Origin of the sequence: Leptospira sanjuanensis (assembly GCF_022267325.1) — a bacterium.
Taxonomy (GTDB): Bacteria; Spirochaetota; Leptospiria; order Leptospirales; family Leptospiraceae; genus Leptospira; species Leptospira sanjuanensis.
The window spans coordinates 3,074,982-3,100,000 of the sequence record NZ_JAIZBG010000001.1 but is presented as its reverse complement, the minus strand read 5'-3'; the positions used below and the strand labels follow the sequence as shown (position 1 = coordinate 3,100,000).

The window sequence follows — 25,019 nt, the reverse complement described above, 5'->3', positions numbered from 1 at the left end:
TACTCGTGTTGAGAATACTCTTGAGTTTCTGAAATTCTAAATCAGCGTGAGGCATAGATATTCTGTCAATACTACAGGAATTACGAGGTTCGTCAAGGGTTTGGGAATATTCTAGGATCTGAAAATGGCAAAGTATAACTTGACATCGAAAGGAATTGAATCTGAAAAGAAACTTCCCGCGTTTTTTCCGGTCTTATTTAAGTAATGGAAAATCAGTTGTCTCGTTTTCTTATCTTTCTTTCCGTATTTACCCTCATCATCGCGTTGGGTTACACGTATACGGGTTTTCGTTTGATTCCGGCTTTAGGGACTCAAGCTTGGATTTCTTGGCTCGCCTGGGGTTTGATCTTATTATTCACCTTGAGCATTCCGGTCAGTTATTACATCAGCTTGACTTCGCGTCAGGAATCGGTTCAAACCGCGTTTTCCTATCTCGCCTTTACGGGGTTAGGTTTTTTTACGATCTTATTCAGTCTCGTTTTGTTGAAGGATATAACCGCAGCATCGATCGGAGGAATCACGACATTCCTTCCTATGTCCGAATCCGGAACGGAAGCGACCGGGGTCGACCTAATCGAAAGAAAAGAATTTTTAAACCGACTTCTCAGTTTTTCCGTGATCGGGCTTGCGGGCGGATTGACGGGGATCGGATTTTATCAGGCGCATCGCAAACTGAAGGTGATTTCCGTCGACGTCGTAGAGGAGAATCTGCATTCTTCCTTGGACGGTTTTCGGATCGTCCAAATCTCGGACATTCATATCGGACCTACGATCAAAAAGGGATTTCTCGAATCGGTGGTAAGAAGGGTCAACGAACTCGAACCGGATCTTGTCGCGATTACGGGGGATTTGGTCGACGGACCTGTGAGCAAACTCGGGCATCATATCACTCCGCTCGCGGATCTGAAATCCAAACACGGAACCTTCTTCGTAACCGGAAATCACGAATACTATTCGGGCGCTCTTTCCTGGATCCGAGAATTGCAGAAACACGGCATTCAAGTTTTGTTAAACGAAAATCAAATTCTCGAACATGGAAAGGCGAACGTGACTCTCGCGGGTGTGACCGATCTCAAAGCGGGAACGATCATCGCAGAACATAAAACCGATCCGCATCAAGCGATGAGAGGCGGAGAACGATCGGACTATAAGATTCTTCTTGCACACCAGCCGAACAGCGTCTTTGAAGGAGCGGCCGCCGGATTCAATCTTCAGCTTTCCGGTCATACGCACGGCGGACAATATTTTCCGGGAAATCTTCTGATCTATCTCGCGCAGAAGTTCGTCGCCGGTTTGCATAAGCACAAGGACACTTGGATTTACGTGAGCCGAGGCACCGGATATTGGGGACCGCCGATTCGACTCGGCGCACCATCCGAAATCAGCGTAATTCATTTGAAGAAGAATGCGTAACCGATTCTTTTTCCACTCGTAGTAAGATCGAAAAAAAACGAAACGCCGGGAAGGAATCCGATTCGGAAACTTTTCCGGAAGGCGTCTTCATCCGATATTCTAAACAAGAGCTTAGAATGGAGGGCGATGATGGTTTCGGGGCGAACCGGACAACAAAGAATTCTAACGTTAGGAATCGTTCTCCTTTTCGTCTTCACGTCCGTTGCCTGCGGAAAGAAGAATAAGAACGCTCCTAAAAAGGAAACTTCCAAAACGATCGGTTCCAAAAAGAAAGAAGATCTGGACTTGGAACCGGAATTGAAGGAAAGAAAGTTCTTTCAAGAAGACGCACAGGGGCAGCCGAAAAAATACGTCGAGTCCGAAGAATCGCACTCGGACGAAAATCACCCCTCATCTCCCAAAAAGGAAACGAAATCATTATCCGCATATGTAGGTTCGTCCCCCGGATGCAAAAGCGGCAATTGTAAGGACGGAAGCGGGATTTACGTCTACGATTCGGGCGAAGCGTATTCCGGAAGTTTCAAAAATGATAAGCGACATGGTTTCGGGAATATACACTACCGCGACGGCGACAAATATTCCGGTTATTTTCAAAATGACAAGAAGGTAGGGACCGGAACGTATCGATTCGCAAACGGCGCCGTTTTTAGCGGAAGGTTTTTCGACGACGGAGAAAGCGCCGAAGGTTTTTTAACGATCGGTAAAAAGAAAAAGGAATGTTCCATCATCCGCAATAAGATGAATTGCAATAGATAGAAAATATTCAGTTTTTATAAAGTTCTGAGTCCGAAATACGGTTAGGTCTGCTTTTTCCGCAGTTCGCAGATTTTGACGGTGAAGTGGCGTATATTTCTCTCCTCTGCCGAGTTTGTTGAACCTTAGGCTCGGCAAAGAGGAGAGAACGTCGAGATGTTATCCGAGTTGGTTTTGAAATTCCAATGCCATCGATTGTGAATCTGCGGCTCCTGTGAGAGCAGCCTTTTGAAGAATATGATTTCTGAATTCTTTTGGAGGTTTTCCCGCAAATTTCAAACAAGCTCTTCGAAAAGAGGAAGGCGAATTGAAACCGCTTGCGAGAGCTACTTCCAAAAGATTGATTTCAGGCCGTTGCTGGATCATTTTTCCGGCTTCTTCCAAACGATGAAAACTCAAGAAGTCCGTAAAGCTGAGATCCTTATAATTGTTCAGATAATAGGAAGCTTGATGAAGAGAAACTCCGATATACGCGGAAAAATCGGACAAACGAATTTCTTCGTCTAAATATTCGCGGTCTTCCACGAATTTCTGAATTCTAGTTTCGATTCGATCGATGTCGAGACGTTCCACTAAATTCTTAGAACCGGGCGTTTGCAGAGTTTGTGCCTTTGAATCCTCGGATTTAGCTTCCATCAACTCGCTGGAAAAGCCCACCTTCCAGAAATCGGGATGATTGTATTCCAGAATAAAGAAATAAACCACGAAGAATCCCGTAAATGAAAGCGCGGTCATCATCACCAAAGGAGATTGAATCGCCATTCCGTATGTGTGAATGAGAAGCGCGGTGCATAATATAAAGTTCTGAATCGGATAATTGAGATAAATCCGTTTCATCTTGTTTTTGATGATAAAGCTCAAAGTCAAAATTCCCGCGGACATCTGAAGAAGAAAAAGAACGGTTTTTCCGAAATAGACGATCGAAAGTATATCTCCCATCATAAACGAAGTAAGAAAGACGATCGGAAAAGACGCGAATGTAAAGAGGCAATAACGGAGAGGATTCCGGAGAACTCCGAAAAGATGCATCACATACAATGTGGAAACGATCGAAGCAGTTACCGCAAATCCGTAATAATAGGAGAAAAATATCCGATATTCGAGGTTGAGCGGACTGTTGATGAAGGTAGTCATCAGCGTAATCGCTTTGCCGTGACCTATAATCAAAAAACAAACACAGGTCAAAAAGATCCCGCGCACGAGGTTTAAACGATCCTTCTGGGCTTTGTAAATACCCTTGTAAAAACCGGAAAGTCCGGTTAAAAAGCTGATTACGATACTGGCTGAATACAGATATTCTAAATAGCGGTTAAAACCGTCCTTTAACAAAGTAATATAGACTAAAAGATTCGAATCTGCGAAAAAAATCATCCCTCACTCCTGCTCATCCTCTTCCTAATACCCAGATTTATTTGGACGTTTAGAAAGCTATTTCTAATGTGGTACGCTTAAAAATTTATTTCTTCATTTAGAAGCGACGCAACGAATTCCGAATGTGCCTGAATTTTGCCGATTTGGATTCGCAAGATTTGAACGACAAAGGAATAAGTTGTTGATAAGAAGTTACTTCGTTATAAAGCAAAAGTCTTTTCATGATATAAGTTGAATTAAATAGAAAAATCGGAATGTATATCGTATAAAATGTTATTTTAAAGAACGAAATAAATCATGAATTTTTTATGTCAAATTTTGTTAAACGAAATGGCTCCGCTTTCAAAAAGTCTTGTTTCAGTCCGATCTATAATCGTTCTAATCTTTAATAAAGAAGAAAAAGTCGCGTTGTGTGAAACCGTAACTCGAATTCTATTTTTATCGAATTCTTATTTTAAAAAAAATTTAATATCTATATTTAATATATTCGAAGTTATAAAAAAAGAAAATGGAAAATCCGGTCAAATTGACGGGTCCATTCTGCGGCAATCTTTGCCTGGTTTCGAGGATTTTGTTTCAATTTGACAATAAAAAGAAATGATCCGATGACATGTTTCCTCCGCCATCGGAAGCAGATGCCACTTTCAAAAAGCTGAATGTGTTTTTCGGCCAAAGCCTGAAAACAACCTCGTGAATATCTCGCAATCTATAGACTGAAAGGATGTTCAACATATATTCTGGTATTCTTTTTTTAACGAAGTCGTTGATCGATTCCGTAAAGAAGTCATGTAAGATCTTTATGATTATAGATCGAATACTGAATTCGGTTAACAATTTTAGCAAAAAATTATTTCGGGAGAAGCGATCCTTAAAAAGATGACCGTAGAATCAAGAAACGAACGTATCTATAAAAATAAACGTTCGTTCAAAATACAAACGGCGGTTTCTTATACGAAAAAAATCTCCCGGGGAATGAGTTCCCGCTAAAAAGCCGAATTCTCGGAAAAGTTGGAACATTTAAACAAAGATATTGGGCGCAAATCGTATCTCTTCATGTGAAAAGAATCCTTTCGACGATCGAAGTGAAATGTCGGAACACTGTGTGTTTCCAAGTAAAAATAAAACTATAGAAAGTTTGGATTTTAGAGTTTGTGCAGATGGATGTGTTTATGATGTTGTTTGACCTATTTAGGGATTTCGTTTTATTCAGCGATCAGGCTTCTCCGTATTTAATTTGTATCCACGCGGGTTCGATCGCTCTGAGTTTTATCACCGGTGTCTCCGAGATTTATAGATTCAAAAAGAGTGAAATGAATCTGACTCGCGGCCTTGTCGCGCTGAGTGTTTGCGGTTGTCTCATTTTAAACACGGCCGCTATCAACTTTCTTGTCTCTCCCGCTTTAGTAAATCCCGCCTTTTATCATCGTATTTATTTCGGTTTTTATTACGGAATCAACGTGCTTCCTTGTCTTTGGGGGATGTTTTATACGATCTATCTTTTGGGGCTTTTGAAAAAACCGGAAGTATATTGTATCCGTGCTACGATCAGTTTGCCGATCGTTTTGATTCTCGCTTTCGTTTTTCCCGATATGGATTCCTATACACGTTTTGGCGACATCCTCGGTTTCGCGATTCAAGGAACCACCGGTGTTTGGGGTCTTTATGCGATCTTCCGTTTAAAAAAATCAAAAATTTATTTCAATTACCCGGCTATGAACGCGATGATGTGTGTCACTTTCCTGCTCCACTATTACGGCGTTTCCATACGTTCGGCGGATCTGATGCTGATCGCTTGTATGATTCCAGGGCATATCGTGGTTTACTTCTTCGTTTTGGAATATAATTTCCCCGGATTTACCTGGAGAGAACAAGATCAACTCCGTAGTTTCGGTCTTAAGTCGTTTTCAAACGATCCGAGCGAAGAGATTATCGAAGAAAAGATTCAAAGAAGGAATCTGATGGAAGGCGTGAATCTACAAGTGATCGAAAACCGGATCGAAAAGTTTATTAAAGAAAGGGAATATACGGACGAGGATCTACGTCTACCCGATTTCGCGGCATATCTGGGTCTGACTGTCCATCAGACCTCCTTCTATCTGAATCAATACAGGAAACTCAATTTTCCCGAATTTATCAATTATCACCGTATGGAGGAGGCAAAGAAGATGATTCTCGATCAGACTCATTTGAATCTTTTGGAGATTGCGTTGGCCTGCGGATTTAATTCTCCTTCTTCGTTTCACCGTGCTTCGATTAAGTTTACGGGAATTCCTCCGCGGGATTTAAAAAAGGAAATTCAAAGAAAGGCTTTGACGGAAGTCGCGTTCGAACTTCAGGAAAACACCGGTTAAAATAGATTGGGATCGGGGAAGCTATGACTGTGATAGAATTTCTAAAAGGCTTCGTATGATTGCACGAAGCGGCGCCGACTTATTTGATCCGCGTTCACGCGACGCGATCGTTATGAGTTTTTTCGGGGGAATTTCCGATTTTATCGTTTCGAAGTAGCGAAACGAATGTTAGGGGAGACGGTGATTTAAGTTTGTTGGAAATCGTTTTGATGTGCGGTTTTAATTCCACCGCTTCCTTTCATCGAGCTTCGTTGAAGTTTGCCGGAATTACTCCGAAAGAACCGGGAAAGAAAGTCAAAAATCGATTGGAAACCGTTTCCGGATGATCTTTAAGAAAAATCAGGGAGAATTCAGATGCAAGTGATTTTACCGTTATGGGATACGTTTGAACGCATCATATTTTTAGATGCGAATGTATCCCCTTTCTCAGCTTCCATGCAGGCGGCCGCATTGATTTTGACGCTTTTTTCGGGTTTCTCCGATTTATACAGACATAGAAAGGTTCGCATGAATCTGGCGCGAGCCGCCACTTCTTTGAGCGTGTTTGCGACTTTGGTTTGTTATAATGTAGCGACTTATTTTATAATTTCCCCGGCTCTTTACGAGCCGAGTTTGGGACATCGGATTTTTTTCGGAATATACTTAAGTATTTCATTATATAACATCATCTCTAGTTTATTCTATTATTTGCATGTGGCGGATATGTTCGAAAAACCGGAAAAATATTCGAACCTTCTTTTAATAGTGTTTCCCGTTTTATTTTCCGTAACTTATTTCTCGAAAAATCTTGTCTTCCCTATCTGTTTTACGAATGTTTTGATCATTGTCGCTCTCGGGGTAATGTCCTATTTCGTGGTTCGAACCGTTTATTTAAAAAAGGTTTCTAAAATCAATCTGAATTACGTCCTTTTTTGTTCGGTTCTAATAGGCGCGTACGGTTCTCGAATTTACGGAATCCAGGTTTTTTCCAGTGATATTTTAGTATTCGCTTATATGGCGTGTGTTTACGCTTTAATATACTTGTTTTTTTTGCAGTTTTATTTTCCGGGATTTAGTTGGAAGAGTTCTTCATTTCACAATGGAGAAGCAAAATTTGATTCGATTATTTTAACCGAAGAGAGCTACGACGATCATCTTGAAGCCAAGAGTTTACAGAAAAAAAATCTGCTCGAAGGCGTGAATTTGCAAATGATCGAAAATCGCGTAGAAAGATTTCTACAGGAAAAAGTTTTTCTGGATGATGAAATTCGTTTGCCGGATTTTGCGGCGTATCTGGGTCTTACGGTGCATCAGACTTCTTACTTTATGAATCAGTATAAGAAGTCGAATTTTCCGGAATTCATCAACTATCATCGGTTTGAAGAAGCGAAGAATATGATTCTTAAGGAATCGAATTTGAATCTTCTGGAAATCGCGTTAGCCTGCGGGTTTAATTCCCCTTCTTCTTTTCATCGGGCTTCGGTCAAGTTTGCCGGCGTTCCTCCGCGTGATTTAAAAAAACAAATTTATAAAACTGAATTAGATATTTCTTATGAACTTACGGAAAGACTTAGCGATTAAAGACGTATACGGCTCCGGCTTTCGTTTTCGCATTGTCTCCGGTCGGTGCAAGCGGGGAGGAAACCGTTTGTGAGCCTTTTTCTTCCGCCGCGCCGAGCGCGATGAGATCTCCGTACATCGCTAGGCTTCCGTATTCTCCGATGGGAGTACTTGGCCCGCCAGTGGCGTTGGAAACTTGATCACTTGGATCCGCATTGGAAGTTTTGATAAAAGAGCGATACATCCAATTCGTATCTTTTTGAAAGACGTAAACCGCTCCCGAATTCAAGGAACCGTTGTCGAGCGGATCGGGAAGAACGCCCTTGTTTAGGATCGTTTGGCCGGAGTTCGATTCGCGAGGAGAGGCGATTGCCACGGTATCGCCGTAAATGGCGACGGCTTTTCCGAACTGATCGTTCGCTTCCGCGTTAGGCGCCTTTAAGATTGCGATTTCCGACCAGTTGTTACCCGTTCGTTCAAATATATAAGCGGCGCCTTCGTTAGCGGATTGCCCGAACGCTCCGACAATCACCGTGTTTCCTGAAATTCCGACGGAAACACCAAACTGATCGCTCGCGTTCGCGTTCGACGCCTTGAGAAAGGCTTCGCGGGTCCATGTAGTTCCGACTCGTGTGAAAATTTGGGCGGCTCCTGAATTCGCAAATCCCGCATCGTCTTGACTGATTCCTACGATGATCGTATCGCCGGAGATTCCGATTTCAGATCCGAATCGATCGTTTGCGGCGGGATTTTGTGCTTTGAGATACGCTTCCTGGGACCATGTAGTTCCGACTCTTCTGAAAACGTAAGCCGCTCCGACGTTTGTTCCGCTGTTATCGGAACTCGCGTTCGAACCGCTTTGAATTGTCGGATCCAAACTTGCTTCGCGCGGAGATCCGACTACGATTGTGTCTCCGTCAATCGCGACAAAACGACCGAAGGAATCGTTTGCGTCCGCGTTGGAAGGTTTGAGAAACGCTTCAAAATTCCAAGTCGCTCCCGATCTGCGAAAAACGTAGGCTGCTCCGGAGGAAACCAGGGATTCGTTGGAGGAGGCTGTCGTAGAAATGAAATTCTGATTACTGTCTTCAAGAGGCGCGCCGATTACGATTGTATCTCCGGAAATAGCGACGCTAATTCCGAATACGTCGCTATTCGTACGCAACGGGGCGGTTAGATACGCTTCTTGTGACCATGTAGTTCCGACTTTTCGAAAAACGTATGCGGCGCCAGAAAACGCCGTGTCTCCGTATGCACCCGCAACGATGGTATCGTTGGAGATTCCTACGCTTACGCCGAGCGAGTGATTGAGAAGAAGATTGGAACCTTTCAGAAAATACTGATTCTCCCAATTCAAAGCCTGAACTTCCAGAGCGAGAGAAATTGAAGAAGAATTTCCCTGAGAGTTATAGGCCGTGATTTGATACGAGGTCGGAGCTACGGAGGAGGAGGGAGTTCCCGCGATTTCACCGTTCAACGGATTGAAACTCATTCCGTTCGGCAGAGCCGGAGAAATTGAATAATGATCGATGAGATCCGACGTGGTCGGCGTAAAACTCGTGATCGCTTCATTCTTAACAAACCGAAACGAAGGGGAAGAATATTGAAATGCCGGCCCGGTTCCATTTGATGGGTTTGGCGTTCCAACGGAAAGATTAGTATTCAACAAAGGAAGAACGTAGGAACTACCACGATCTCCGGTTAAACAACCGGTAACGAACGTAAGCAGTAGGATCAATGGAGAATAGAATTTAACAATCAACCGCTTTTTCATTGATCCTCCTACAAATTTACGATAGGTTTTTCTTGAATTCTCTTGAGCCGCAAGGTTCAAGATTCGAATTTCCTTTCAAAGAAACAAATCGTTAAAAGAAGATACGCAAATCGGAAGGATTATTCTCCATGATTTATAATTGAGGAATTGCCTACTTACAATTATATAAACCAAGAGATGCTGGGGCGGAGAATCGCTTTTGTTTTTGGATTCTAAGAAAAGAAATCACATTCTCGAAACTAACTGCAATGATGCGATGCGGGATCAAATCTCAGGCAAATCCGATTCGTATTTAGCCTGAGATTTTCGGATCTCTCTTACGGAGCGGGGATCAATTTATCGCCGGAATAGATATATTTTCCCGAAATCAAATACTGATCGACGCTTCGGTAGAAATTCTCCACAAAGAGCGGGTAACCGCCAAAGTAATTATTACAATAGGATCTTCCCGTTTCTATCGTTACTCCGTGAATGATACAAGGGTTTGCCTCGTCCACGATGACCACCGCTGCGCCAAATATAAAGATCCTTTTTTGAATGTAAGTTCCTAACTGTGTCGGTCCTTTCTTGAGAATCTGCTCCCACACCTTAAATTCGGCGTTTTTGACCGCAGCAGGTTCCGGCGTCGGCTTTAAGTTATTCGGAACGTTATTCGGGTTTAACGTTGTGTCGTTGTAAGTAAAGGAGATCTGCATCGTTTCTTTTTTTCTTACCGGAATTTCCACAGAATCACGAGCGATCAAAGTCCCTCTACAGGGAGCCGAACCTTGCGTGAAACTCGATTCGAGAATCAGAGTCGCCGCGCTACTCGGCGCCTTGAGTTTTTGAGCGTTCGTAATCGTCGTATCGGAAGTGATCGCCAAAGGTTGAGGGGGAATTCCGTAATTCCCGGTCGCAGCAGCGGTTACGTTCGAGATTCCGGCAATTGGAGAACCGGCAACACAATCATTCCCGTCCGAGTCGTAGTAATTGTGTCGGAAAATCAAGTCCGAGTTTGCGGGGAAAAATCCGTATTTTAGATAATCAATATATCCTAAACTATCCAAAACGCGGATTTTGGAATAGCCGCCCACATTTCCGATTCCTTTTTCCTCCGATTTTGCGATCGAAAGTTGTAAATCGAATGATGGGCTCGAATTGAATGCGTTTCCTAAGTAAATAGGACCGTCGTCGCCGTTAATAAAAAGATTCACACTGGAATTTCCGTTCATCTTTCCAAAAAGATAACGTCCTGAAGAATCGATCTCGATCGATTGATATTCTCCGTAAGTTAAATCGGATGCATTGTTGAATGTTGCGACGGGAATTCCGGACGTCATGTCGATCTTAAAATTAAGCAGCCTGGTCAAAGGGCTTGTCGGATTGTTTCTCCCGAAAATTGAAAGACGATACTCCGGCTGACCCGACCAATTTAAGTACGAATAAAATTTAAGATCCTTTCCGACGAACGTGGCCGGAATCCCCGTCAATAAAAACGAATTGAGTTCTTTTCTTCCCGATTTTCGATAGAAAATTCTTACGGAAGTGGAAGTGGAAGTGGAAACGGAAAGCGTTGCAAAAACTTCTGCTTCTCCCTGCGGGTTATACCGGCTTAAGAAGGAACTTGCAATCGCGCCGCTTAAATCCGAATTCGTCGTAGCGCTGGTCACATGTTTATACAATGCGTTCGAATAACTATCCAACAGAAAGGTTTCCAATGCGGTTCCGACCACGATGCCTAAACTTTGTCCGTAATCAAAGGGGAGAATCGCGGAAGGAAAAACCCCCGTAGCTAAAGAAGAAAAAGTCGCGGTGTCTTTTGTTAAAACCCCCGTAGAAGTTTTAAAAACGTTACTTTGAGTTTTGCTTCCGTTAAAGGAAACCGCTCCCATCGCTTGATCCGTTCCAATTTTGATCGGGAACACTACCGGTTTTGGTCCGCTGGGCGAAGGAGAATATTCGATCCCCACTTCGTTGACCTTTGTAACGCCGAGGGTAGATCCTTGTTGGGAATAGAATGTCGCTTTGTTTTTGGAGAGGCTGAGAAAGCTCGGAATTCGAGTTATGCTTGATTCCAATTCTCCTTGTTCCGTTAGAAGAATGTGGGTAGATCCGCTTAAATCCACATCGCTTCCCGGAAAGATGGGGTAATAGTTACTAGTCAATTTTCCGTTGTTCCAATCCGGATTCGTTTTGATCGATCGAATCGCTTTCATCTGATGAACCGGATTATTGGAAGCATATGAGAAAGCATTGCCGGAAATCGTCTTTGTTTTTTTCGATTCCCACATTTTGAATTCAAAAACGGAAGGTCCCGTTATATTTCCCGCGTCATCTCTTCCCCAAACCGCAAATCTATCCGGAAGGTTGGAACCGGATTTTCCCAATTCGAAAGTTCCATAATTTGGAAAACATGCTCTCCAGCCGTCGCTCATCAAAGGACGATTCAAAGAATGAAAGACGCCGAAAGGTTTTTTTAGAAACTCTTCTTCAGTCATTCCGGGGTTGAATTGCCGTAAAAAGCAATATCTTTCGGAACCGGAAGCATCATCCACTTGAACTTGATAATCTAAATAACCCGAACTTGCGTTGTTGGCAAGAGGTCTGAATTGAAAAGTAGGAGGAATCGTATCCGGTTTTGTCGGGTCGGTTCCATTTGCAAGTTCTTGCATGTCGGCGGTTCCGTCTCCGTCCGTATCCGGGTTCATTTCGTCGGTTCGATAAAACGCCGCAGGATTTTCGAAAAGATTTCCTACGTTAAAGTTGATTTCAAAATCGTCGGTAAGACCGTCGCCGTCCGAGTCTTGCCCCGTGGTAACCATACCGATCGTTATTGAGTTGTAATATCCGTCTTTGTTAAGCGCAAAAACGGAATAATAGTATGTATGACCCTGAACTAATCCCGTGTCGATGAAGGAATAAGGAGTGACCTCCGTACCGGAAGGCGGTTCTCCCAACGCAGGCGACATCGGAGGTGCGATCTCGCTTCTTCGAATCACAATTTGTTTTGGCGAATTCGTATCCGGATAGAATAGATACAAAAGCGCCTTGTCCGCTCCCGGATAAACGGAGCCGACTACCGGTTGCGGAAAGTTCGGATCCGGACCGGAAGCACATAACGTGGACGAAGGCAATACGCTTCCTTCGGTGTTTGCGGGTTTTACGAGAACCCAATAATTCGAAGAAATGCCGGAAGCCGAAGTCCCTTTTTTGTTTCCACCCAAGACTACGCGCGATCCCTGCGTGTAACTTCGCTTATAAATTTTATAACCGGATGCTCCCGGTGTTTGCGACGGATCCAAACCCGGATCGGTAGTATAAATATATTTACCGCTTAAAAGAGTGAAATCACTTTGCAGCCAATCCGCGTCCTGCGAAGAATCCGCCGGAAGAGCGGCTCCTCTCGAATCATACATTACGTATACGTCGATATCCTTCACCGCGTTGAATGAAAGATATTCCGAAGTATTGGAGTCCGTGTGAAGCAAAGAGTTTCCGCAGGTTCCCGCACCGCCTTGACACGTTGGAAAAAGAAGGGACAGTTCCAATCCCAATTCGCGAAACGCGCCTTCATTGACCTTAACGAAATAGGGACGATCCTGCAAGTATTGATACCCTTCTCCAATGGTTCCGAACTTTGCGCGCGATGCCGAAGCGTCGTCCAAAATTCCTTGAGGATTCCAAGAAGCAGATTCGTTCGTAAAACAAGCAGGGGCGCCGGCAATACCCGTATCGGGTAGAACGGGCAGAGCCGTCAGAAGAAAGGGTGTGAAATGTCTCGTTTCAACCGAAACCGAAGATGAGATTTCGTCTAACGCTCCTTTTTGCAGAATTTTCCATTTCTGATCGGTAAAATCCCTATACCAAACGTAGAATTCTTTGGTAAAACCCTTAGCCTCTAATGCTTGCAAATCGACCGGAAATTCGAGCCGAACCGGTTTGGAAAAATATAAACTCTGATACGATAGTTTTTTACCGTCCTTTTTATCGGTGAGTTCGAGATGGATGTCGTAAATCTTACCGATCGGGACTTGGGATTTTCCCAAAAGTTGCGGAACGGAAGAATTTTCTTGAATTCGAAGCGATTCCGAAGGGATTTCCTGAGGGAGAATCACCTTTGGAATTCCGCTGACAAGAATCGGAAGCGGAAATGTATTTTGATTTTTATCGGAAAAATGAGAAAGAAAACCGTTGGAACAGCCAACAAACAATTGAATGCAAAAAATGAAAAAAATCAATCTACGCATCGAAAAACTCCAAAGTGCTATGGTATTTAGTTAATTTGTCATATCCGACTCCGCTTACACAAAAGTCATGAGATTTAAAAAAGAAATGAAAAAATTTGGAAATGGAGATGGCGAATGACGCAGAATCGAAAAGGAATGAACGGTTCGAGTTGAAACCTGAAACGTACGGCGGGTGTTGCCGCTTCAGCGGGTTTTAAAGAGAATCGAATGGAATATTGCTCCCGAAGTTCTTTCCGTAAAAAATAATCAAGGCAGCAGATAATTGATTCCTCCCGCCTCGATAAAGAAGCGCGGAATTGCGACGAGAATTGTACAGGAAAGGGCAAGAAATACGAAGTAAGCCGTCTTTCGATTCTTAAATTCTTCCGGTTCCGTTCGGAAAAAATACAACCAGAGAAAGAACCAAGAAGGATAAAAAAGATGAACGAACACCCGCGTGGTATCGTAAGTAAAAAATGTTACAAGCGCGGCTACGCTTGTCGGAATCAAAATCAAGTATTTCCGTTTAAAAAGTCTTTCTGCTAATAGGACAATGTTCCCGTTGAAAAAGGAAAAAAGCGCAAGATGAGGAACGATCGTATTGATCTCGATCCATTTGGAGAACGGGACTTCCGTTATCGTTGTAAGACGGGAATCTTCGTGAACGATTCCTTTCCATTGAAAAAGGAGAATCGAAAGGATTCGCGCAATCAAAAGAGTCCCGCCGATCGTAACAACCAGAGGAACGTCGAATTTCTTTTCCTGAATCGTTTGAACTAGAATCAATAACAATACGATCACAGAGAACTGATAAAAATGATTCCAAGCTCCTAAAAACAAAACGGGAACGAGGGATAAAATCCACATTCGTTTTTTTAGAATCGAATCCAATAGTATGACCGTTGCCGAAGAAAAGAAAAATGTAAGATGATCCGGAAACCCGATCCATGTTTTTTGAATCAGCACAATCGGAGAAAGTAAAATAAAAAATCCGATAAAGGTTCCCGCCCAAAGTCCGAATCGAACCGTATAGTAAGCAACTAACAAAAGACCGGCAAGAATCCAGATGGTTGAACAAAGACGTGAAAAATTCTCGGGCGATAAGTCGGCATCGAGTTTGTATAAAACGTAAGGAAATAAAAAAGAATCCGATTGGTGTTTTGGGGAAAGGTCTGTCTTTGTGAGAAAGTAAAGTCCCGTGTTATAGACTCGAACTTCTTCTTTGGATTTATAGAGGAGATTGGAGCCTTCTCTCAATATGAAGAAGAACGCGATCGTGAGGATGAGGGCGGGGAGATATTTTTTCACGGTAGGATGGTTGTAAGGAAACGGGTGGGGAAGTCAAGGAATTTGGACGGATGGATTGGCTATTGCAGCTTATGCGTCCGAGTGAACCGTATTTAGTTTCGGGGCGGCTTTCGGAGAAATGTCGTTTTGTCGTTTAGGGTTTGATTGTATTCTATTTCGTTCTTTTTGTCGCGTTTCTCCGAAACCGGGCTCTCCGCTTCAATCTGCAAAGCAACATGGAGTAATATCGTACATATTATGATCTTCTTAAGCGCATGTTGCATTGCAGTATTTCCGCTGCGATCCCTGCCGCGGTGAAAAAGTCGCTTCTGTGGTTTGAGCGCATTTTTCGTTTTTATTTAGTTTTTGCGAGGCTCAGTTAGACTTTTAACATCATTAATAAGTTTTCTATTGTTTGATGATAGAATTCTTTGTTACATAGGATGTTGATTGATTCGTTATTTCCATTATCTGCTGCATGGTATTTAATAAAGGCAGTTGTTTTTAATAAAGGCAAGTTTTGCATGACGATACTATAATCTAATCCTATTATTGAATTGTAATCTTTGGATAGCAATTGCTTGGCTATCTTAATTAGCTGGAAGTCGTCGAGATTCGTAAAAATTAATATGCTACTCCATCGATTTAAAATCCATTTTTCAGAATGATTAAACTGAAATTCTTTTAAATTAACGAGGGCGCCAAGGCGAGAATACCCACTATCGCTCATAATTTCGAATTCAGTGACGATTGATGTGCGTAATAATTCACTTCCCCATAAAACCCCTTTTTTTGAACGAACTCTTGTTGGAAGGGACATGTCTGGACTGGAAACCAATAAAAACAATTTGAATGCTGGTATACTAAATGTGCTAAAATATTTGAGTGCTGTTTTACTTGGGTCAGTATCCGAATCATATTGGGTTTCAGATCTTGTTTCTAATCGGGCAATAATTAACCCATCTTCTAAATTTAAATCAAAGATGGATATATAATCTGAGATAGTATGAGTATTGTTTTGATATATAATTATTTTCTGCATTATTTATCATAATAAAAATGTTCTTTCAGTTTGCTGTCACTTGCTTTTCCGCTATTAAAGTGTTCTGTTTGGTCTCCTTTTCCACCTTGTGAATATTTTGCTGCTTTATCTTGTCTTATATGTATTTTTTCTCCTTCTCTATTTGTATAAACATGTAGTTTTTTGTTTCTATCATCAAGCCCGTATTTTTCGCCCTCTTTAGTGTTTGGTTTTACTGTTTTATCCGGCTGTTGACTTCTGGGTATTTTATGGAATTCTTTCGCATCTTTTAATGCCTTGTTTTCGGTCTTTCCACTACCATTGTCATTGTTGTTCTTTCCATTTTTTGTTGTATTTCCTGATCCTTTAGAATCTCCTTGTCGAGAACGATTACTACTGGTTGAACCTGTATTCCCATTCGAACGGCTAGAGTTACCCATTCCGCTTCGAATAGGGCCTCCACCTCCTCCGGTCATAAGCTCAGTTTGAGTTTGGTGCTTTAAAAGTGCGTCAGAGATATGCCCGGTTGGATCCTTGTATTGGATCGGATTCCCCTTCACATACGAGAACCGGTTCCAGCCTTGCGTATCCGACTCGCCGTCGATGATCGCATCCGCGCTTGTAAATCTCGCGATCCCCGGATCATAGTAACGCGCGTTGTAAAAGTAAAACCCGGACTCGCGATCCAACTCTTGCGAATTGTATTTCGGAGCGAAGTTCGTATCTCCCTTGTGAACAAAGGTTTCCCCATACGGAAGATACTGCATTCTGGAAAGAGTCTTTCCTTCGTCGTCTAACACGTGTGAAACGGAATCGACTTGGTCTGTGAGGAAGTAGGCGAGTGCTCCCGCTTCGTTCAACGCAGCGATCCGCACACCGTTCAGATATACGTTGTTCACGCTTGTGATTACGTTCTCACTTTCGATGTATTCGAGTCCGTAGAATTTGCTTGGATACAGAATTTCTAAGTTTGTAAACTGATTGTTCTTTTGTTCGAGTGCGGATCTGCGGACTCGGAATCCGCCTTCGTCATACCAATACGTCCCGAGAGTGGCCCCGTTTCCGTCTTGGATGTTTCTGATTCTGCCTTGAGAATCTACGCCGATGTTTTTGGTGAGGTTGTTTTGGCTGGGGGAAGTCTCCCCCTCGCTTCAGCCACTTCGTGTCTTCCGCTACCCCCTCGCCGGGAAACTCGTTTCGTTTTCAAGCCCGGACCCCGGTTCTTTGAGTGTTGGAATATTAGGGCTTTGTTGTGTCTTTGCGAGGCTCAGTTAGATTTGTGAGGAAACGGGTGGGAATTTGGACGGATGGATTGGCTATTACACGTTATATTACTCAAATCCTTTGCAAGGTTCACCATATAATTGGAGGCTTTCCTTTCTGGTATAACTCCATCGCTTCAGGGCCATTATAATCTTTGTCGAGAAGGCTGATCGTAATTGTTAAATTATTCTTAAAATTTAAATCGATTTTCAAATTATTTTCAAAAATAGAAATTAACTCCTCGTGCTTTATGGAGTTTATATTGTCTCCATTAAATTTAAAATTATTATTAATATTGATAATGGTTTCATCGGTAAACTTAATTTGTAAATAATCTTCTACAAGATCAATTTCCTTCACTATACTTCCAACAAGTTGCTCTAATGGATTCATATTATTAATTTATCCCGAAATGACTTTGAGCATTTGGTAATGTTTTACCTGTATAAGGATCTACTCCTTGTTTAGCGTTATTCATATATTTAATATATCCGTTTGGATAACCGGGACTATTTCCCTTGGGCAATGTTGGATCCATTATTCTCATTGTACTTACCTGCCCATTTGCACCACCTTTTCCTCCAGTGTACGCTGAGCCAGTTATATTACCTGCTTTATTACTTACTGGTGTTGGTCCAGTCGCACCTTTCGGAACTGGGAATGTTGTGCCATCAGGAGAAACAATAAAGTCTGGCCTGTTACTTACTATCTTCCGATTAACTGGCGTACACTGACACCCATTCCCCGTGCTAATCCCAGTCTTGCCACCTGTATTGTATCCTGCACTTGTTTTTGTAAATGTTTTAGAAGTTTTTGGTCCACCTGCACCGTTTGAAACGGTAGGATTTGACTGTGTGTTTGGATGTGATTTCGGCGTAGATCCCTTTGCATTTGCAGCGCTCTTTGAAGAGATTTTACCTCCTACGATAGCGGTAACGACGCTTAGTAATACTCCTGCATGAAAACTTCCCGCGCGACTGGAAAATTCTTCTTTTGAAATCTCTCTTCCCTTAGAATCCTTTCCCGTAACTTCGATAATTGAAAGTTCTCTGTTTTCATCTGTTAATGAGATAACGCCCACAACGGCAATAGGAATTGCACAAGGTGGACAAGCTAAAGCGAGTAGTACTCCTTGTAATACGCTTGGTAAAGCCTGGGATACCGTATCATTGGCTCCTTGCCTGTATGCCTCTCCGTCGATTCCTCCGTAAGCGTTGTGCCCCGTCGGATCCTTGTATCGGATCGGATTCCCCTTCACATACGAGAACCGGTTCCAACCTTGCGTATCGTATTCCCCATCGATCACCGTATCGGCGCTTGTAAATCTCGCGATCCCCGGATCGTAGTAACGCGCGTTGTAAAAGTAAAACCCTGACTCGCGATCCAACTCTTGCGAATTGTATTTCGGAGCGAAGTTCGTGTCGCCCTTGTGAACAAAGGTTTCCCCATACGGAAGATACTGCATTCTGGAAAGAGTCTTTCCTTCGTCGTCTAACACATGTGAAACGGAATCGACTTGGTCTGTGAGGAAGTAGGCCATCGAACCGTTTTCGGCAACGGCAGCGATCCGAACACCGTTCAGATATACGTTGTTCACGCTTGTGATTACGTTCTCACTTTCGATGTATTCGAGACCGTAAAACTTGCTTGGATACAGAATTTCTACGTTTGTAAATTGATTGTTCTTTTGTTCGAGTGCGGATTTGCGGACTCGGAATCCGCCTTCGTCATACCAATACGTCCCGAGAGTGGCCCCGTTTCCGTCTTGGATGTTTCTGATTCTATCTTGAGAATCTACGCCGATTCTTTTTGTTAAATCTTTTGCGTTGTCGCGCTGACGAGTTAGGTTTCCGTTTGCGTCGTACTGTAAAGTAAACGTATCGGTTCCGGTTTTAGAAGAATCGATATTCGTGACTTGGTGGTTCGTGTATTGATACGTCCATTCGTCTTGAATTGCGCCGTTTGTCGGATCATGAATCCGTTTTGCGATCAAGTTCCCATTCTTCGCATAGGAATAACTTTGTTGAAAACGTTTGCTGAGGTTGTCTGCGGTGTCGACGTAACTTCCGATCGCGTTTGTTAAGCGACCGATTCCGTCATAGTCGTAATCGTATTGCGAGTTGAATTCGTTGGTCGCGTTTGTGATTCCGACAATATCGTTTTTATTGTTAAACGAATAGACCGCGTCTTGTAGAACTTTCGCCGACCCGTCAACGTTTCCGGAAGAATGGATTCTCACCATTCTCCCTTTGATATCGTAAATATAACTCGTACCGATTCCGTTCCCGAGAGTAAAACCTGCGGTTTGTCCGAACTCGTTGTAAGTGATGTTTTCTACGATGTCCTTGTTGCAATAGCCGGGTAGAATTCCGTTTGTATCCACCTGCACGGAAATATCCGTGATGTAACCGGCGGTTCCGTAGTTGTAACAAGCCCGCATTCTCGCATGAGAAATAGGATGTTCGGGATAATCGATGCGCGAAACTCTTCCCAATAAATCATATTTTGTTTCCGTAATATACGGACCTTGCGTTTCCGACACGGGCGAGCTGAGAATCATTCGGGTTTCTTTTTTGATTCTCCCCAACTTATCGTAGCTGAAGGTTTTGTTCTGAACCCCGTCTTCGATCCGAACGATTTTGCCGAACGCGTTTTCGCTTCCCGAATATGAATCGTATGTATAATGAATGTCTCCTTCGGGAATTTGTTTTACGGTAATTCTACCGATGGAGTCGTAGGCGAGATTCGTCGTGATCCCTCTCGCATTTGTGCTGGAAGTCAGATCGCCGAATGAATTGTAGGTGTAGGAACTCACACCGAGATCCGGGTCGCTTTCTCCCCGAAGTTTTCCGAATGCGTCGTAACTCCAGTAGGCTTGGTTGTTTCCGGAAACGTCTTTTGCGGGAACTCCAGCAGAAACATTCGGACAAGACAGCAGAGTTCCGTCATTTAGGTCGGACTTTTTGATTCTTTGCCCCGAGATGTCGTAACAAAAACCGATCTTGGCCTGAACTCCGTCCGAAGCAAAATCTTCCACATACAGAATTTGTCCTCTCGCGTCCTTGACGATCCGTTTGCTCTGGCCGCTTGAGTGATTTTCCGTGCTTTCGAACGGATCGTTGTAAACTGTCGTGATCGTTGTCGGTGAAGTTTCTCCTTGCGCCAAAGGAAGAATCGTCTTTTTGATTCTTCCGATCGGATCGTATTCGAACGATGTCGGATTTATTTCTTCTAAATGAAGAATAAACCTATCCATCTCTCCGGAAGTCGCCCAATTCGATTGGCTTTTTCGGATCAGTTTTCCGTTCCCATCGTAAACCAATCTTCCCGTAAGCACATAATTGCCGTTCGATGCAGTCTTAACCGTGTAGATGTTCCGACCGGTTCCGTCTGAGTACGTTTTGGAAGCGAAGTCCGGATCTCCAGTGCCCGACGGAAAAACAGTCTTTGCGCTCAGAGGAAAGGACGTGTTGAAAGAATATGTGGAGATCGTACGAGTTCCGTCATCGGTATCCGCGCTGGAACGGGTCATTCTTCCGTAAGAATCATATTCAAAATAACTTTTATTTCCGTTCGCATCCGTCTCTTCAGTCGGAGATCCGAAAGCCGAAGAATAGTCGATCTTGTACTGAGTCGGAAACTGGATCGAACCGCCGAACGAAACTTTTTGTATTACAAATTGGTTGAGTTCGTTGTCAAAAGTGTAGGATGTACCACGCGCAGGACTTCCGCTTGTATCCTTTTCAACCGTTTTGTTTCCAAAATTGTCATATTCAAACTCGGTTGTATGAGCTCCCGCGGCGGGAAGACCGCTTCCGGTGTAGGAACTCCCACGTTTTGTGAGATTTCCTTTTGTGTCGTACGAAAGAAGTGACGTAATCTCGTGGGAACTCCCACTGTTTGTCACAGAACGGGTTACTCTTCTCTGATTTGTAGTATCATCGGTTTCAAAATCCGTACTATTTGAAATCGTAACAGAACCGTGTGAAACATCGCTGAAATGATCGATCGTACTCTCCGTTCTTCCTGAAATCTTATAGCCGTGGAGGGTGGTATTAAAATTCTGAGTGGAAACCCGAGAACCATTTAGGAATTTCTCCACTTTTTTGGGAAGCGTGAGATAACTGACAATGCCCGAAGCGTTTTCTATTTTGTTGATTTCGTACGAGTTTTGGATGATTCCGTATTCTCGGTTGTCGCTTCCGATAATCCGGGTTTCTTTTATCGCGCCTCCGAGGGCACGATTCATTAGAAAATCAGAATATGGATTCGTATGATGCGTATGGATCGTTCTCGCACCGTACGCTTCTTTGATCGTAAATTCGGAAAACCCGAAAAAGTCGGTTTCCTTTTTGCCGTTGATAAAAGCGGAGAATGCGAAGCCGCTTTTGTATTCGTAATCTTTGCGAATCCGATTTGAGAAACCGTCGTCTACGGTAACCGATGTACAAACTCTGTAACTCGTCGGAAGATCGGGAACACCGTCTCCTCCCGTGTTATCGAACTTAGTCGAATGTTCGTATGTGAGTTCGTAAAAACCGCCGATCCCGTTCTTGATTCTTTCGATTACGTCCGGAACGGCACCGGTAGAAAGCGCGAAATACCAAGTGGGTTCTTTGAGATGAAAGATTCCTACGTCAGTGAGGCCGTCTCCGTTGTAATCGCCTTGAATCCATTGAAAAACGTAAACTTTGGAAATCAGGTCGGGTCTTTCCAAAGTTTTCACAAGAACGTTGGAAGGAAGAGAAACGATTTTGCTTTGAGAAAGATCGTAGAGTTTGTCTTCTCCGCCGGAAATGATAAGAGGGTTCCCGCCCGAATCAAAACGATCGCTAAAGCCGATCGTTCCCGCGTTGTAAATCGTTCTCGAAACCGAAGTCGCATTAATTTTAATTTTGTAAAATGAAGTTCCGTTATCGAGAATTTTTCCGAAAACGATCGAACCGTCGCTTGTCAATGCGTATTGAATTCCCGCGCTGCTCGCTGAGTTGTATTCGGAAGTCGTGAACGGAAGGGGAATGTCTCCCGTTAATCGTTTAAATTGGATCTGAGTTCCGCTGATCGTTCCCAAATACCATTTGTGCGTTGTGGCTCTTCGATCTACTAACGCGAGCTGGGCTTGGGTCGTTGTAAACTTACCGGAGAATAAGCTGAATTCTTTTCTGCGTTGACGATTTTCTCCCGTGCCCGCTTGAAAAAGATCGTTTAGATCGGTCACGTTCAAATCGCCGCTCGGAGTTAAAACCTTGACTCCGCCCAACCCGCTCAAAATAAAACGCGCGTTTCCGGACGAAGTTTGATCGTCTAAGATCAACGCCGATTGAGAACTGTTGGTTTCGAAATGATCGACCACATAACCGCTGTTCTTCGGGTCAAAGTTGGTTACGTCCGTATCGGAAAAGGTTGCTAAATTAGAAAGATCGAATGTAGTTCCGCTCGTGTTTTTGAGAACGAAGAATTGATTTATGTTTCCCTGTTTTTTGTGAAAAAGAACCTCGTCCTTAATCGCGTTTGTATATCGATCCGGCTTTCCGCCGAATAAGATCGAAACACCGGAAGCTTCCGGATTGACGGTCGTATTGACTCTTTCCGTAAAAGAGTTTCCTTGTCTGAGATCGAACGCGTTGTCCTCCTTACGATCGTAGATCAAGAGTTCGGGAGAAGACGAACAATCGTCTGTTGTAAAACAACCTGCGAAGGCGAGTTCACCTTTGCCTGCGTTTAAATTTCCGTCGTATTTGTATTTGAGTAGAATCGATTTCGTATTGGAAGCTGCGATAAAATTGGCAGCCGCTTGTTCGAGTTTCACCTCGTCCTTGGGAAGAGGGGTTTTCATGATTCTGTCCTGATCGGGGCCGTAGCTCATGTCGCTGTAAATTTTATAACGGAATCCGCTCTGCGTCGCTTCTCCGATCCAAAACTTACCGTCGTTCGCCGAAAAGAATCCGATGTCGCTTCTTCCGTCTCCGTTGAAATCGCCTTGAAGCCAGCGAGTGATCGGTTTGAACTGAGGCGTTTTGGACCAGATTCGAAAGTTGATCGTTCCGTCGCCGGTTTCGCCTAACGTCCATTCTCCCGACGAGCGATCGAATATTAGAAAATCCGAAAATCCATCCCCGTTGAAGTCTCCCGAAAAACGATCGTGTGAGAAAATTCCCTGTTCGGGCGCGGTAAAAACCTTATACAATTTCCATTGCATCTTGAAGTAGATCGGGTCGGTTTTGTTGTCGTTGCGATAATTCTCTCCAACGAGCCATTTCCCCGAACGCGAATCGTAAAGGGAAATATCGGTTCTTCCGTCTCCGTTGTAATCGCCGACTAAAAAGTTGATCTTATCGCGGTCCTTTCCTTGTTTGGAAGAATCGTTCGTAGACGCGCTGTCTAAGTTTCCATCGGGAGAATAATCTCCTCTGAAAACGTTTTGAAATTTTTTGGCAAAGCGGAGAAATTCGAAACTTCCTCCCTTGCTGAGCATGAGAGTCCATTGGCCTGTAGGCTCGTCGAATAAAACCGAATCGGAAAGACCGTTGCCGTCATAGTCGCCGGGAAACCATTCCATACGAAAGATGTCGGGAATACCGGCCATCAATCTTCCGTAAGACTTGAATTGAAAAACTCTCCCGTCGTGTTCTGCGACGACGAAGTCTCTTGTTTCGGGAAGATAAAATGCGATGTCAGAACGTCCGTCTCCGTTGTAATCGCCGCTGACGTTTCCCTTAAAAAATCGGATTTTTTCCGCGTTATCGTACCCTTGATAACGGTTCGCATAGATTTTAAAATTGTATCCGCCTTCTTTTCTTCCTTCCGCGGCTTTCCAGTTCCCGGACTTCGGATTAAAAAATAGAAGATCCGAAATCCCGTCACCGTTGAAGTCGCCTTCGAAGTATTGTGTTGATTCGGGATTGTCTTCCGATTCGGAGGAGGCTTGATTGACGACGTTCTGCCAAGTCAGAAGTCTACTCGAAGTCTGATATTGAAATTCGGGCGCAGTCGTATGTCTGCTGGATTGGATCGATTTGAGGATCGGTCTTCCCGAATCGGGAGAATTTTCATAGATCGGAACATAGTCCCAGAGTTTACCGCTTCCGTCCCAACCGACTTCGATGCGCTCGAGAATCTTATCCATTTTCATAAGAAATCCAGGAGTGTTGGAAACGTAAAAATCGTCTCTCTGTTTCGTATAAAAACGAACATATTGACGTGCGGATGCTCCGGTTCTGGAATTTCCCGTATAACGGATCTCTTTTAGATATAAATTTCGTTTATTATAATATTCGGAATTATCGTATTGGACTTGGAGATAGTTCCCATTTCTATCCTCCGTTTTTGAAAGATACCAGCTATACGTCTGGCTTGGATTTGCAGGATCGTAGATTCTACTCGCATTGCTTTCGCCGAAAGTGTTTTTCGTTCCGGAAGAATCCAGAACTTCCCAAACACCGCCGCTTTCTATATTCGTAAGTCTTAATACTACTAAGTCTTCGCCTGTGATTTCGGGTCTGTAGGTTCCATTTTCGTTTGTGGTGCTTCCCGAAACTTTTACGAGTCTCGTTCCATTCCAAGTGAACGAATCCCGATTGTCATAGTAGAGTGCCCCGTATTCCGGCGTTCGAGTGATGGAACCAAGTCCGAGATTCCAGCCAACCCCAAGCCATCCGTCTCCTCCCGTGGAAGAATAAGAAATTGCTAATTTAGGTTCGACGCCCGCTCGTCCTGACGGAGTTTCGATCGGATATGAAAGTGATACACCGCCGAAGTGGTTCGGTTCCGGCGGTGCGATAAAAACGGCGCCTTCTAAAGGATCCGCTTTGGTGGATGGATCGTCGATTGCGCTGCTGTAATTTGTGGAGATAGAGAAAAGGTCGCTGCCTTCTGGTGCAGGTGCAGATCCCGGTCCTATGCTTGAACCGGAAGAGGGTAGTCCAGCGCCGGAAGGGAGACCTAATAAAGCCCAAAGCCAATTTCCGTTCTTGCCTTTGCCTCCTCCGAAAAGTTTACAGGAGGATGAGGTTGTAAGAAAGAATGCGGTCATGAGTATGACC

The 25,019-nt window shown here is 43.6% G+C and carries 13 protein-coding genes and 1 pseudogene (1 of these 14 only partly in view); 5 read left to right on the top strand and 9 right to left on the bottom strand.

Annotated elements, in window-relative coordinates:
* A protein-coding gene (locus LFX25_RS13905; RefSeq protein ID WP_238730772.1) for a GAF domain-containing SpoIIE family protein phosphatase crosses the window boundary here: on the bottom strand, window positions 1-55 show its 5' end (the start). 1,709 nt of this gene lie to the left of the window's left edge; the window shows 55 of its 1,764 coding nt (coding positions 1-55); the start codon lies at window positions 53-55; the stop codon falls past the left edge of the window.
* Window positions 56-204: 149 nt separating this feature from the next.
* Here LFX25_RS13905 and LFX25_RS13900 point away from each other — a divergent pair, with 149 nt between their 5' ends.
* Both LFX25_RS13900 and LFX25_RS13895 read left to right on the top strand, forming a co-directional pair.
* Window positions 205-1,413 (top strand): metallophosphoesterase, encoded by a 1,209-nt coding sequence (locus LFX25_RS13900; protein WP_238730771.1) that lies wholly within the window; start codon window positions 205-207, stop codon window positions 1,411-1,413.
* Window positions 1,414-1,542: 129 nt separating this feature from the next.
* Entirely contained in the window at window positions 1,543-2,169 is a 627-nt protein-coding gene (locus tag LFX25_RS13895) for an MORN repeat-containing protein (RefSeq protein ID WP_238731607.1), read from the top strand.
* Between the two features lie 156 nt (window positions 2,170-2,325).
* Here the strand turns inward: LFX25_RS13895 and LFX25_RS13890 are convergent, their stop codons facing one another.
* Complete coding sequence (locus LFX25_RS13890; RefSeq protein WP_238730770.1) at window positions 2,326-3,537, bottom strand: AraC family transcriptional regulator; 1,212 nt, start codon at window positions 3,535-3,537, stop codon at window positions 2,326-2,328.
* A 1,169-nt stretch (window positions 3,538-4,706) separates the two neighbouring features.
* On the opposite strand from LFX25_RS13890, the gene LFX25_RS13885 reads away from it, so the two are divergent.
* The 3 genes from LFX25_RS13885 to LFX25_RS13875 all read left to right on the top strand — a co-directional run bounded on the left by LFX25_RS13885 (window position 4,707) and on the right by LFX25_RS13875 (window position 7,448).
* The gene (locus tag LFX25_RS13885) at window positions 4,707-5,888 is read left to right on the top strand and encodes an AraC family transcriptional regulator (protein WP_238730769.1); all 1,182 of its coding nucleotides are present in this window, start codon (window positions 4,707-4,709) and stop codon (window positions 5,886-5,888) included.
* 191 nt (window positions 5,889-6,079) lie between these two features.
* Window positions 6,080-6,214 (top strand): helix-turn-helix domain-containing protein, encoded by a 135-nt coding sequence (locus LFX25_RS13880; protein WP_238730768.1) that lies wholly within the window; start codon window positions 6,080-6,082, stop codon window positions 6,212-6,214.
* Between the two features lie 28 nt (window positions 6,215-6,242).
* Entirely contained in the window at window positions 6,243-7,448 is a 1,206-nt protein-coding gene (locus LFX25_RS13875; protein WP_238730767.1) for a helix-turn-helix domain-containing protein, read from the top strand.
* On the opposite strand, the gene LFX25_RS13870 is transcribed toward LFX25_RS13875, so the two are convergent.
* The 7 genes and pseudogenes from LFX25_RS13870 to LFX25_RS13835 form a co-directional block, all read right to left on the bottom strand.
* On the bottom strand, window positions 7,438-9,201 hold the full coding sequence (locus LFX25_RS13870) for a putative Ig domain-containing protein (RefSeq protein WP_238730766.1): 1,764 nt from the start codon (window positions 9,199-9,201) through the stop codon (window positions 7,438-7,440). The genes LFX25_RS13875 and LFX25_RS13870 overlap by 11 nt on opposite strands.
* A 317-nt stretch (window positions 9,202-9,518) precedes the next feature.
* Entirely contained in the window at window positions 9,519-13,295 is a 3,777-nt protein-coding gene (locus LFX25_RS13865) for a thrombospondin type 3 repeat-containing protein (RefSeq protein ID WP_238730765.1), read from the bottom strand.
* 378 nt (window positions 13,296-13,673) lie between these two features.
* Entirely contained in the window at window positions 13,674-14,714 is a 1,041-nt protein-coding gene (locus LFX25_RS13860) for a hypothetical protein (protein ID WP_238730764.1), read from the bottom strand.
* Window positions 14,715-15,072: 358 nt separating this feature from the next.
* The gene (locus LFX25_RS13850; RefSeq protein ID WP_238730763.1) at window positions 15,073-15,735 is read right to left on the bottom strand and encodes a hypothetical protein; all 663 of its coding nucleotides are present in this window, start codon (window positions 15,733-15,735) and stop codon (window positions 15,073-15,075) included.
* A pseudogene (locus LFX25_RS21035) lies at window positions 15,735-16,835 on the bottom strand (RHS repeat-associated core domain-containing protein); the annotation flags it as partial. The pseudogene LFX25_RS21035 and the gene LFX25_RS13850, both read right to left, overlap by 1 nt.
* Window positions 16,836-17,067: 232 nt before the next feature.
* Complete coding sequence (locus LFX25_RS13840) at window positions 17,068-17,370, bottom strand: hypothetical protein (RefSeq protein ID WP_238730762.1); 303 nt, start codon at window positions 17,368-17,370, stop codon at window positions 17,068-17,070.
* Between the two features lie 4 nt (window positions 17,371-17,374).
* The gene (locus tag LFX25_RS13835; RefSeq protein WP_406600534.1) at window positions 17,375-25,009 is read right to left on the bottom strand and encodes a SpvB/TcaC N-terminal domain-containing protein; all 7,635 of its coding nucleotides are present in this window, start codon (window positions 25,007-25,009) and stop codon (window positions 17,375-17,377) included.
* Window positions 25,010-25,019: the final 10 nt, after the last annotated feature.

Excerpts from the sequence above, each read along its gene's own strand:
- LFX25_RS13900 (WP_238730771.1), top strand. The coding sequence starts at position 205 with ATGGAAAATCAGTTGTCTCGTTTTCTTATCTTTCTTTCCGTATTTACC.
- LFX25_RS13895 (WP_238731607.1), top strand. The coding sequence starts at position 1,543 with ATGGTTTCGGGGCGAACCGGACAACAAAGAATTCTAACGTTAGGAATC.
- LFX25_RS13890 (WP_238730770.1), bottom strand. The coding sequence starts at position 3,537 with ATGATTTTTTTCGCAGATTCGAATCTTTTAGTCTATATTACTTTGTTA.
- LFX25_RS13885 (WP_238730769.1), top strand. The coding sequence starts at position 4,707 with ATGATGTTGTTTGACCTATTTAGGGATTTCGTTTTATTCAGCGATCAG.
- LFX25_RS13875 (WP_238730767.1), top strand. The coding sequence starts at position 6,243 with ATGCAAGTGATTTTACCGTTATGGGATACGTTTGAACGCATCATATTT.
- LFX25_RS13870 (WP_238730766.1), bottom strand. The coding sequence starts at position 9,201 with ATGAAAAAGCGGTTGATTGTTAAATTCTATTCTCCATTGATCCTACTG.
- LFX25_RS13850 (WP_238730763.1), bottom strand. The coding sequence starts at position 15,735 with ATGCAGAAAATAATTATATATCAAAACAATACTCATACTATCTCAGAT.
- LFX25_RS13840 (WP_238730762.1), bottom strand. The coding sequence starts at position 17,370 with ATGAATCCATTAGAGCAACTTGTTGGAAGTATAGTGAAGGAAATTGAT.
- LFX25_RS13835 (WP_406600534.1), bottom strand. The coding sequence starts at position 25,009 with ATGACCGCATTCTTTCTTACAACCTCATCCTCCTGTAAACTTTTCGGA.